The sequence below is a fragment of the Bacillus sp. 007/AIA-02/001 genome, assembly GCF_004634455.1.
In the GTDB taxonomy this organism is placed as follows: Bacteria; Bacillota; Bacilli; order Bacillales; family Bacillaceae_G; genus Bacillus_A; species Bacillus_A cereus.
Map to the genome: position 1 here is coordinate 1 of NZ_SEIY01000036.1, position 10,690 is coordinate 10,690.

Genomic DNA, 10,690 nt, shown 5'->3' on the forward strand with positions numbered 1-10,690 from the left:
AAATAGTTGAGCAGTATTTCAAAAATGGTTATTCGCATTATGAAATTCAAGGAATCATCAAAATTGGTCAAGCATATGTTGCAGTTTGTACGAGGAGGTAAACAGGTGGCAACATTTCGAGTAAATAAAAGTAAAAATTACACAACCATTAATAACACAGGTCTTCGAGATGAACGTTTAAGTTGGAAAGCAAAAGGGATATTGGCTTACATTTTATCGTTACCAGATGATTGGGTGTTTTACATGGAGGAAATATCTACTCATGCAAAAGATGGAATTGATAGTTTAAGGGTGGGAATGAAAGAACTGAAAAAATACGGTTACGTTAGAAGGTTTCCTGTAAAAAACGAAAAGGGAAAGATAACTAACTGGGAGACGATTATTTATGAAGTTCCACAAGTGGAGAATCCACAAATGGAAAAACCACAAGTGGAAGTTCCATTTGTGGAAAATCCAACACTACTAAGTACTAAAGAACTAAGTACTAATAAACAAAATATTAATATACAAAGTAGTAGTAGCATCTTCTCTTTCTACGAAAATAATTTCGGTATTTTAAATACATTCATCGCCGAAAGTATTTCGCAATGGGTAAACGATACAAGCGAAGAACTTGTACAAGCAGCTATGGAACGTGCTTTGAAACAGCAGAAGAAATGGAATTATGCTGAGGGCATTTTAAAACAGTGGGTTAATAAAAACATTCGAACTTTAGCGGATGTGAATGCAGCAGAAATAGAGTTTAAAAACAAAGGTAGAAAAGGAGAGAAAAACAATGCAAGCGTTAGGAAAAACAGTAGCTTCATCGAAAAATACGATTTTGAGTAAATTTAATCAAAGTTATGTGTTGTCTCCAAATAGATGTACAAATGTTTTCATAGTCGGAAAAGACAAAATAAAAGACGTTTGTAATAAACGCTTACTTATAGATACAAAAACAAATCAAGAGTTTTGCCCGCAATGTATATCAGTAGAACAAGAGGACCAGCAACTTGCAAAAGAAACCCTTGCTATTAAGAAGAAAAACGAAATTATTCATTTATACGATTCGTTTTCAGATAACAGTCTTATTAATCCTAAGTTAAAAAAAGTGACATTCGATAACTATGAACCACCATCAATTGAATTAGCAAATGCTAAAGAAGTAATGATGAATTTTGCTAGAAATTTTGATCCTAACAATTCAGAAAGCATAGTAATTACAGGTGATTATAGAGTTGGGAAGAGTCATTTATGCGTAGCAGCTACAAAAGAAATTATGAGAAAAGGCTACAGCGCAATGTTTATAGAAATGAACGCACTCTTTACAAAGATTACATCTACTTGGAATAAAAATAGCGAATTAACAGAGGACAGGCTAATGTCTATCCTAGCAAATGTGGATGTACTTGTATTAGATGATTTTGGAGCCGAGTTCACAGAAAAAGATGCTGAGGGAGTTACTTGGAAGAAAACGAAAACAAAGGACATTCTCGAGCGTAGGCTAGGTAGAACGAACTTATTTACAACAAACTTTGGAGTCATGGAGTTAGCTGGAATGTACGGAGAGCGTGAGTTTAGTCGGATTATGGAAGATACACAAGTTTTGAAAATGCAAGGTGAAAATTACAGTTTGCGTAATTTCAAAAAGGAGGAATAAACATGTGTGTATTATGTCATGACACAGGAATTATTCGTAAAGAAACTTATCTGGGTGTGATTGAAACGAACGGTTGTAATTGTGAAGTAGCAAAGCAACAGCAAGAAGAAAATGATAAGCGTTGGCAAGCGTGGTTAATAAAATTTGAGTCAATGAAACAAGAGTTACAACGTAATAAACAACAAAAAGTTAGTTAACAAGGGGGAGAAAGCTATGAAAAACACAGGTGTTGCAAGAAAAGTGGACGAGCTAGGTCGTGTAGTAATTCCAGTAGAGTTACGCAGAACTTTAGGTATTACCGAAGGAACGGCACTAGATTTTCATGTCGATGGGGAAAACATCGTTTTAAGAAGACATGAAAAGTCATGCTTTGTAACGGGTGAAGTTTCTGAAACCAACATAGAGTTGCTAGGTGGTCGAATGTTTTTAAGCAAGGAAGGGGCAAGTGAATTACTGGATTTTATTCAGAAGAGTGGGCTGGCACATGCCTAAGCAACTAAATATTTTCGATGTAGAGCCAGCAATTTGTGAGTTCGATGTAATGAAGGCAAATGTGAAGAGAGGAACTGGACGCACTACATACGCTGATGTACGCGTCCAAGTTCCAACGAATGCAAAGTGTACGGATGAGTTACCACGCACAACTAAACAAGATGATCGCTATGACATCTTTGAACAATATGTAATGGCAATATGGAGATTTCAAAGAGCTGTAGATAAGTTTTTTGATTGGGATACAGCTGAAGAATTGTGTAAGGCAGCAAGGGATAAAAGAGAAATAATTCCGGTACGAATTTACTTAGGAAGTGGATTCAAACCTGATGTAGTAGAGTACATGCGGTAGTAAAAGGGAGAGGAACATATGAAAAAAATAGAAATTGATGTTAGCAGCAACAAACTTTTAATAGTTAAGGACGGAAATGTTACAGCAGTCAATCCACCAATGAGCGGATTCGGTGAGCAAGTTGCGGTTTGGGTAAACGGTAAAGTTGATCGTGTGGATACTAAGTTTACTGAAAAGATAAAATAATCATTTTTAGAAAGTAGGTTCGCTTATGAGTGTAGCAAGAAATCATGAAGTGATGAAGGAATCACGTTTAAAAATATACATCGCTTTAGAAGAAGCTAACTTCATTTGGGATGAAAGAGATGTAGTACGTTTTCGTGAAATGTGGAGTCAAGGTATGAGCTTACCGAAGATGGCAAAAGCGTTAAGGAGACACCAAGCGGAAGTTGCACTTCTTGTAATAGATCAAGCTGATAAGTATTTAATTGAAAATCGTCCAATAGGATTAGGGATTTGCTAAATAGGAAGGGGAAATCAAAATGAACATTATGGAAAATGGTGTATTAGAAGCAACTAAATTAATGAGTGAAACAAAAAATGAGGAACAAATTATAAATGAAGATACAGTTTTACAGATTGCAAGTATCTTATCGATTAATGAATTAAATGATTATCAGGAAGCAACTTTACGAACTTGGAATAACAAAACTGATTTTGGAGGACGAGTTTCAAATGCAGCTTTAGGACTTACAGGCGAAGCTGGTGAAGTTGCCGATATTGTAAAAAAAGCAATTTATCATGGACATGGTTTCCAACCATCGCATTGTCCAGGAGAAGAGGATGGAAATACTTATAAATTAGCCTTAGAGCTTGGAGATATTCTGTATTATTTATCAATTATGGCGCACGAACTGGGATATACGTTACAAGATATTGCTGAAATGAATATTGCAAAATTAGCTAAAAGATATCCTGATGGTTTTAGTCGAGAAGCAAGTCAAACACGTGTAGATGTAAAGTAAGACCAAATTTGAATTTTGTAGAAAAAGAGCACTATTAGAATAGTGCCCAACTTCAATTCGCAGGAGTATTATGAGGAAACTTAAGTAGGTGGCTTAAGTTTCTCTGTAATAATTATGAACTTATGATTATAAAAATGCCTATATTTTAGAGGGAAGTTAGGGAGTATTTGTATACAGTGAAATCCTTTTTGAAAATATATTCAACTAATTGAATAGTTTCGGAGTCATAAAAACTTTCATATGTTGGGAGTCGTGGGAATAGAGGATCAGTAATATCAGCATCTGCATAGTTACCTTTAAAAATGGTGATTCCACTTTGATGATGCCATGACTTAGTTAATATATCTAATGGGGACTTCTTTAAGTCATATATATCCTCTAAATTTGAGATTTCAGAAGAGAAATTTTCAAGGTGAATATGGTTTGTAACAAACTTTTCTTCATCTTGGATATATTGCTGCACATAGTGGGGGTTCACATCATCTAAATTATTCATATGTGCTTTTAAGTAATATAAAAAAAGTTTAAAGGAGATTTTTTTATTACAGTTTTTATCATGATATAAAAACTGTCTAATTGGTTGCCATTCGGGATGTTCAATATTTGGTGGAGGGATTAGTGAGAGAAATGAACTTACTGCTCTTTTATAGGGATTTCTTACAAGTTTATATGTAGGTCTTTCATTTGTCGATAAGGCATTAGCAAGCCCTGTAAAGTAGTAAACTGAATTTTTGTAAATGTCGAACTCATAATTATGGATGAATGGGTTATATTTAATGGCTTCCTTAAACAAGTTGATTTGATAAAAAAACCAATGAGCAAGTGATGTACATCCGCTTTTTTGACTCCAAAATAATATTATGGGGAATTCTTGATGAAAATGGGGTCCTCGGGCGTATTTCATAATGAAGTCGTAAATATTTGAGTTAGTCATATGTTACCTCCCATCATATTCTAGAAATCTCATCTTTGTATACGTTATGGATAAAATTCTATATATATGATAAAGGGTTTTGCGGCTATCAATTACTTTATAAAAGCGTTAATTTATAAAAAAATTGGAGGTATTACAAAATGGATGATTTAAAACTAGTAACTCAATATAAAGCTTCAGATGGTACGGAATTTGACGTAAGTGTAGATGGGAATGGCTTGTATTATATAGGCGCAGATTTTCCTTATTTCACAACATCAAAAGATGGGAAGTATACAAATAACTTTGCTAATTATGTTGCTAACGATATAACAGATGAAACAACAGCTAAAGGAATTGCATCGTTTGCTTGTTTTTGCTATCAAAGACAATTAAATCATTATGAAAAAATAAATCAAACAAAATAGTTATTTGAATTGAAAAGAGCACCATTTGCCCTAACGGTGCTCTCGGACCAAGAACTATATTTTTTATTTTTTATAGTCCGTATAAGTATATGTTGTTGCTAATAAATAGTGCGATAAAAGAAACGCATACTGTGAAAATCAAATTGTGGGTTAAGGAAAGAATATCACATACCAAATTGATAATAATGCAATCCATTCAATAGTAAGGGATATGTATTTTAAAATTTTCATGAATGCTCCTTTTAGATATAGGATGCACCAAGCTAGAGAATGTTATTAAATTTTAAACAAAATTCTTATTTTGCACAACAAAGCAGCTAGTTCATAAAAATAACTGCCTGTTGTACAAAGGAAAAGCCGCACTTACAGAAATAGTATGAGGAAATTTGAAAATGTTATTCTGAAATAAAAGAAAATAAAAAAGAGCAGCTAGCAAAAGCTAACTGCAATGAGAAATTACAACCATGAATTTAGGAGTACAAAATTACATGATTGATTATAGTATGGACCAAAATATCAAGTTTATGTAACAAAAATAAAAATTGAGCAGTTAATGGGGAAACTACTCGATTCGATACAACCTGGGTAAGAAGCAGATTGTATTGCGATTATTATTAACAGAATATTGAATTTTATTCGACTTTTAACAAAATCCTTATTTAAAAACAAAAAGCCCTAGAGTTAGGGCTCTAGGGCTTCTTGTTTTGGTATTCTCACATGGTTTTTCAAAAAGAATAAAACATATTGAAGATAACATGTGAATGTTTCATAAATGTATCAAAAAAGTGAACAAAATTGCTATTGCAGAAGAAGCAGAAATGAAGTTTCTAATACGTAAGTACGTAAAAGGTATTATTTCCAGTGAATAAAATACGTGTGGGGCTTCTAATCATTATTTTATGGGAAGAAAAGAATATGTTATGAACTTGGTTGAATGAAAAAATGAAAATTTTACTTTTAGAGTGAAACTGAACAAAATTCTTATTTTATAAAAAATAAAAGAACTCGTTTGTTATAAACGGATTCTTCCCTTAAGGTGTGCAAGAAATTCAAGGTAACTTGACCAGAATAACCCGTGGGATTCCTTGTGGTAATACTGTATGCAAAGGAACCAATAAGGTTAATGAATTTCAAACAAAATCTTTATTTTATCAATTTATAGGTTGATACAGTTCCCCAAACGAAAAGAACCAAGTAAAAAAGTCTTTGTAGTAGACCTGCAGGTAAGGGGAAAAGAAAAACAAGTGAGATAAGGATTGTTATTACTATTAGGCTTAGTAAACAGAAATATGTCCATTTTCTAGTTTTTTTAAGATTCTTAGCAAAAATAAATAGTCCTGGAAATACAGTAAGCATGCCTATCCAAACTAGAATGGAATGTCCAATTAGGTTTACATCTGCAGGAATTAATCCTGAAACTATAGTAGAGATTCCTATTATAAGTATAAAAAATGTTGCTATTCTATTAATTCTTGTTTTTTCTAGATGTTGTGAAATATATAGTACTCCAATACAAAATGTTATTCCATTAACAATAAAGAGTATATTCATCCCAAAATGATTAGGGGAGCATATTTCATACGGAGCTATTTCGTAGGTGAATTCTCCGCAGGTTGTTACACCTAGATCACTCATTGCATGATGCAAATAGTTATAAGGTGCTGTAGAAGTGAAAATAAAGAAAGGTTCAATTAAAAAGTATAGACAAGTTGCAATCCAGCTAAATAAGCCAATTTTATTTGATATATACATTAGATACCTCCTTTGAAAAAAAGTATATTTCCATTATAGGTGGTTACATCATCAAAAGTAAAAATTTTCAAGTTGAAAGTCGATAACTCTGTTCAATAATATAGGATTTTCTAGAAAAATGTGTTTAGCGGAAAGACGTATAAAAAATGGATGGGGCAGAACCTAACAAAATCGTTATTTTAATTAGTTCAGCCCCTTGAAGGGCGCTCCAAGGGGCTAAGATTCGAGAACTTATAAACTCTTGTTTAATTACATGAAAACTCCCTAAAGAGAATCTATGATATTTTAACACTCAACTAACTATTTTGACAAATATATATTGATAAAAGAAACCCCGATTGTCGACGGGGCTTCTAAGGGTAAGTGCCAAGTAATGACGTACTCGACTAATTAACCATATCATGAATTTTTTTGGTGAAAATACTGGTAAATGTGTCCAATTGTATGGTCGTTAATTTGAACAAAAATTTCATTTTGTCATAAATAAAAAGGCAGTTGTTTCCGCAACCACCTTTTTATAAAGCAGAGCCACTTTTTCAGATATAACATATGGATGATTCCTGAAAAAAGTTATAGGACATAACCCTATTTTATAACGAAAGTGACGAGTTCAAGTTATAAGAAAGGACTGGATATATTGTATGAAATCTTGTCTAAAGTGTTCGTAAATAAAAAAGCAGCTAGCAAAAGCTAACTGCTCGGGTAATGGAATATGGTTCGAAATGGGTTGTCTACAGTATTAACGGAATATTGAGTTTTATTCAGGGGGGTTACTAATTATGTAGGTTACATGAGAAGTCCTATTAACATCCAGGCTGCCCCAATTAGCACTAAAGTTTCAAATATAATCCAAAATTTTCTTTTTTCTGGTTTTTGAAATTCCTTAATTACAGAGAATAAAGCACTGATTCCTACAAGAGTGAAAAGAGCAATTCGGATTGTTTCAGTCATCTACATCACCACCTAATATTTTAATAATTTAATTATATAACAATTACCATTTTGTAGAAACTTAACAAAATAATCCTTTTGTTTATAGAAAAACAAGCTATCACGTTTCATTGATTGGGAATCTTTTTAAAGGTATGCTTAAGGGGATGGGAATAAAAAGAATATTTTCGAGAGGAAAGGGATTAATTTATGTTAGGAAATTGGTTTGATAAATTAAAAGAACCTAAATGTATACATAGATATAAACTTATTAAAAGTCATGACCATGAAGATTTTAAAACTGGTAAGATGGGGATAGTTAGTTATTATAAATGTGAAAAGTGTGGGAAAGAGAAGGAAATCAACAAATATACTAATGATGTTAATAATGACTATTGGGATATTTAAAATAACATTCGAATATAGTCCGGCTAGAAAACTAGAGGACACCAATTCATTAAAGCAGCAATTAAAGCTGTTTTAGGAATAGGTGTCCTTTTTATTTTAAAAAGGGAGATGGGGAAATGAAGGTGTTAAAGGATCAACTACGTGAATGGAAAAAGCAATCGAATCAAGCGAAAAAGAAAACTGAGAAAAAACGAAAAGAGAAATTAAGTACTCGTGACATTGAAGATTTAATGAGGATGCATAGACCTTGTTACGAGCGTAGACGTGGAGCATTAAGACAAAAGTAATTAAAAAATAAAAAGGAGTGGTCTTGCATGACTAAACAATTATCTTTCTTACCAAAAATCGATAGAGTAGCAACGCAGAAAAAATTAGAAGGTGTTCTCGAAAATGTACGTTTATATAGACAGTTTGGAATGATGCGTGAAGAAATGAAAGTCACTCCTTCTTATGAAATTAGATATCACGGGCCTACAAATGATGTAGGAAAGCCATTAGAAGATGTAGCGATGGCTAATATCCAACAAAGTAAAAGAGAAGAGTGGATTAAGCAAACATCATTTCGTATTGACCAGTTTCTTAGTCGTTTGGGTAATGGACGTGCAGGAAAGGATCAAAGAGACATCATCATTAAGCGTTATTTAGAAGATGAAGATGTATGTGATTATATGGTATATAACGAAATCGGCATGAGCGAGCGTACTTATCGACGTGTTAAGGCAAGAGTATTTTATAAACTTGCTTTTGCTCTTAGATTAGAAGTTTACGAGACAGAAGAAACGAGAGGTAATGAATAATAATGAATTTCGTTCAACCAATACGTGATCCAGAGCAAATACAGCAGCTAAAAGATTATTTTAAGGAGAAGAGTTTACGTAATTACATTCTCTTCATTATGGGAATTAATACAGGCTTAAGAATCTCGGACATTTTGAAATTGAAGGTAGGAGATGTCAAAGGTAGTCATATATCTATGAGAGAAAAGAAAACGGGGAAACAGAAACGAATACAAATTACTGCAGCACTGAAAAGAGAACTTAAATGGTTCATTGAAGAAAGAGAGGATAATGAGTACCTATTGCAAAGTAGACAAGGTAAGAATCGTCCAATTGGTCGTAGCATGGCATATAAGATATTAAGTGGAGCGGCGGCAGAGTTTGGATTAGATGAAATTGGTACACATACATTGAGAAAGACTTACGGCTATCACATGTACATGCAAACAAAAAACATAGCATTACTCATGGAGATATTCAATCACTCGTCAGAGAAGGTCACATTACGTTATATAGGTGTAAACCAAGATGCAATGGATAAAGCAATGACTAGGTTTAAAATCTAATCATTGCTTATTTTTTTAAAAATCTAGGGGTATCGTAGTATTTTGGGAAAAAACACGTTATAGCCATAGCAATGGAAGATTTAAAGGTATATTCAGGTGAGAATGATTAGTAAGTGTAGATTACTATGAAAGTCATTGTTTCTTTAAAAAATACATTAAGAATCTTGTTATTAATCAAAATTATGCAAAACAATAAGTCGTTACGTTTTCTTTTCATGATAATATAGAGATATAGAGGTTTTAGAAAACATCATCAATATTTTATTTTTATATAAGGAGAGACTTAATATGTTAAAACAAATTTTATTAGAAGAGAATGAAAAAGTGAGAAATCAAATTAAAGCTTATTATAAATATAGCAATTTGACTTCTCTTTCAATGTTAAGCGGTATAATTTCTAATTCTCCTGATGTATTTGGATTATTGTTATCAACAAATAAGAGAATAATTTTTTATACAGAAACAATGAAAATGAATAAAATTCTTTTTGAAATTAAACATGAAGAAATCATAGAATTTAAAGAACAGAAGCAAACTGTTGGTTTATTTAAGAAGATTCCTTCAATTGTTATTTGTCATGAAAAAGGGGAAGAAGTTTTTTCAACAATGGGAGATTTAGAAAAGTTTTTTGAATTAAAATGTTTTTTTGATGAAATTACTACGAATCACGGATAAACCAAATATATTTACTTCCGAGAACGAGAATTATGTAAATAAGCTGTCCATGTGGACAGCTTATTATATTTTTTGCTTAGCGTGGGGTTTTTCTGAAATGCTGGTGGTATCCCTATACAGTTACTCATAATTTTCGTACTGTGTAACTCAAAAGAGAAAGTTAAATAAAATCAATGATACCAAGGGATTCAGCGAAGGAGGCAGTTACACAAAATAGAACATATGGGTAAGTCGTATGTTATTATTACTTAAGGGAGAGTGATTTATATGGAACCGATAAAGTTTAGACAGTTTGCGAAGACGGAGCCATGTCCATGTGGTAGTGGAAAAAAATACAGAGCTTGTTGTTTTAATAGAAAAGATCAAGAGTTACCTTTCGAAAAAGTACCTAGTAAAAAGAGAGAAGGGGCATTTAAACATTACGCATATAAGATGACTCAAGAATCAAAAATAAAAGAATGCCTACATCCAGATTCTGAGCAATGTAAAGGGAAAATAAAGAATGCTCACTCGTTACAAAATAATGGAGTCTTGTCAAGAATAGAAGAAGAAGGTCATGTTGTTATCACGAGAACAGACTTCGGGACGGATGGTGTAATCTACGATGTTAAAGATGAGAGTAAAAATAAAGCGACAACCTTTACTGGTTTTTGTGATAAACACGACACCTTAGTTTTTCAGGATATAGAAACTAAAGAAATTGATGTTACTTCTAGTAAGCAATGCTTTTTGTTTGCATATAGAGCGTTCGCTTTAGAATTACATAAGAAAAAAGAAATGTTGAAATCTTTACA

The 10,690-nt window shown here is 32.6% G+C and carries 18 protein-coding genes; 15 read left to right on the plus strand and 3 right to left on the minus strand.

Annotated features, from left to right (window positions below):
* Positions 1–105: 105 nt before the first annotated feature.
* From ES895_RS28770 to ES895_RS28805, 8 genes are read left to right on the plus strand one after another with little or no spacing between them, the layout of a single operon-like run.
* A complete protein-coding gene (locus tag ES895_RS28770; RefSeq protein ID WP_048567697.1) occupies positions 106–828 on the plus strand; it encodes a DnaD domain protein in 723 nt (240 codons plus the stop codon).
* A complete protein-coding gene (locus tag ES895_RS28775; RefSeq protein ID WP_135238860.1) occupies positions 776–1,639 on the plus strand; it encodes an ATP-binding protein in 864 nt (287 codons plus the stop codon). Before ES895_RS28770 ends, ES895_RS28775 begins: the two co-directional genes overlap by 53 nt.
* Positions 1,640–1,641: 2 nt before the next feature.
* On the plus strand, positions 1,642–1,836 hold the full coding sequence (locus ES895_RS28780) for a hypothetical protein (protein WP_048567695.1): 195 nt from the start codon (positions 1,642–1,644) through the stop codon (positions 1,834–1,836).
* A 16-nt stretch (positions 1,837–1,852) separates the two neighbouring features.
* On the plus strand, positions 1,853–2,131 hold the full coding sequence (locus ES895_RS28785) for an AbrB/MazE/SpoVT family DNA-binding domain-containing protein (RefSeq protein ID WP_135238861.1): 279 nt from the start codon (positions 1,853–1,855) through the stop codon (positions 2,129–2,131).
* Positions 2,124–2,483 carry a cell division protein SepF gene (locus tag ES895_RS28790; protein WP_135238862.1) on the plus strand — a complete coding sequence of 120 codons (360 nt, stop codon included), beginning with the start codon at positions 2,124–2,126 and terminating at the stop codon, positions 2,481–2,483. Before ES895_RS28785 ends, ES895_RS28790 begins: the two co-directional genes overlap by 8 nt.
* Positions 2,484–2,501: 18 nt before the next feature.
* The gene (locus tag ES895_RS28795) at positions 2,502–2,669 is read left to right on the plus strand and encodes a DUF3954 domain-containing protein (RefSeq protein ID WP_000717826.1); all 168 of its coding nucleotides are present in this window, start codon (positions 2,502–2,504) and stop codon (positions 2,667–2,669) included.
* A 25-nt stretch (positions 2,670–2,694) separates the two neighbouring features.
* Positions 2,695–2,946, plus strand: a complete 252-nt coding sequence (locus ES895_RS28800; protein WP_042991632.1) for a hypothetical protein — start codon at positions 2,695–2,697, stop codon at positions 2,944–2,946.
* Positions 2,947–2,965: 19 nt separating this feature from the next.
* Positions 2,966–3,448 (plus strand): nucleoside triphosphate pyrophosphohydrolase family protein, encoded by a 483-nt coding sequence (locus tag ES895_RS28805; RefSeq protein ID WP_135238863.1) that lies wholly within the window; start codon positions 2,966–2,968, stop codon positions 3,446–3,448.
* A 145-nt stretch (positions 3,449–3,593) separates the two neighbouring features.
* Here ES895_RS28805 and ES895_RS28810 read toward each other — a convergent pair whose 3' ends face one another.
* Positions 3,594–4,382: a sulfotransferase family 2 domain-containing protein gene (locus ES895_RS28810; RefSeq protein WP_135238864.1), complete on the minus strand. Its 789-nt coding sequence runs from the start codon at positions 4,380–4,382 to the stop codon at positions 3,594–3,596.
* A gap of 140 nt (positions 4,383–4,522) precedes the next feature.
* On the opposite strand from ES895_RS28810, the gene ES895_RS28815 reads away from it, so the two are divergent.
* Positions 4,523–4,789: a hypothetical protein gene (locus ES895_RS28815; protein ID WP_088025070.1), complete on the plus strand. Its 267-nt coding sequence runs from the start codon at positions 4,523–4,525 to the stop codon at positions 4,787–4,789.
* 1,143 nt (positions 4,790–5,932) lie between these two features.
* Here ES895_RS28815 and ES895_RS28820 read toward each other — a convergent pair.
* Both ES895_RS28820 and ES895_RS29565 read right to left on the minus strand, forming a co-directional pair.
* A complete protein-coding gene (locus ES895_RS28820; protein ID WP_000275956.1) occupies positions 5,933–6,541 on the minus strand; it encodes a DUF998 domain-containing protein in 609 nt (202 codons plus the stop codon).
* A 786-nt stretch (positions 6,542–7,327) separates the two neighbouring features.
* Positions 7,328–7,492, minus strand: coding sequence for a hypothetical protein (locus tag ES895_RS29565; RefSeq protein WP_167754545.1), 165 nt, complete (start codon positions 7,490–7,492; stop codon positions 7,328–7,330).
* A gap of 189 nt (positions 7,493–7,681) precedes the next feature.
* Between ES895_RS29565 and ES895_RS28825 the strand changes: the two genes are divergently transcribed.
* From ES895_RS28825 to ES895_RS28845, 6 genes are all read left to right on the plus strand, one after another.
* A complete protein-coding gene (locus tag ES895_RS28825; RefSeq protein ID WP_135238865.1) occupies positions 7,682–7,879 on the plus strand; it encodes a hypothetical protein in 198 nt (65 codons plus the stop codon).
* 116 nt (positions 7,880–7,995) lie between these two features.
* Entirely contained in the window at positions 7,996–8,166 is a 171-nt protein-coding gene (locus tag ES895_RS29570) for a hypothetical protein (RefSeq protein WP_167754546.1), read from the plus strand.
* A gap of 27 nt (positions 8,167–8,193) precedes the next feature.
* On the plus strand, positions 8,194–8,676 hold the full coding sequence (locus ES895_RS28830; RefSeq protein WP_135238866.1) for an ArpU family phage packaging/lysis transcriptional regulator: 483 nt from the start codon (positions 8,194–8,196) through the stop codon (positions 8,674–8,676).
* Positions 8,677–8,678: 2 nt separating this feature from the next.
* Positions 8,679–9,221: a site-specific integrase gene (locus ES895_RS28835; protein ID WP_016090301.1), complete on the plus strand. Its 543-nt coding sequence runs from the start codon at positions 8,679–8,681 to the stop codon at positions 9,219–9,221.
* 288 nt (positions 9,222–9,509) lie between these two features.
* Entirely contained in the window at positions 9,510–9,896 is a 387-nt protein-coding gene (locus ES895_RS28840; protein ID WP_135238867.1) for a PH domain-containing protein, read from the plus strand.
* A 267-nt stretch (positions 9,897–10,163) separates the two neighbouring features.
* The coding region (locus tag ES895_RS28845) for an SEC-C metal-binding domain-containing protein (RefSeq protein ID WP_205687987.1) at positions 10,164–10,690 on the plus strand (527 nt) is incomplete at its 3' end.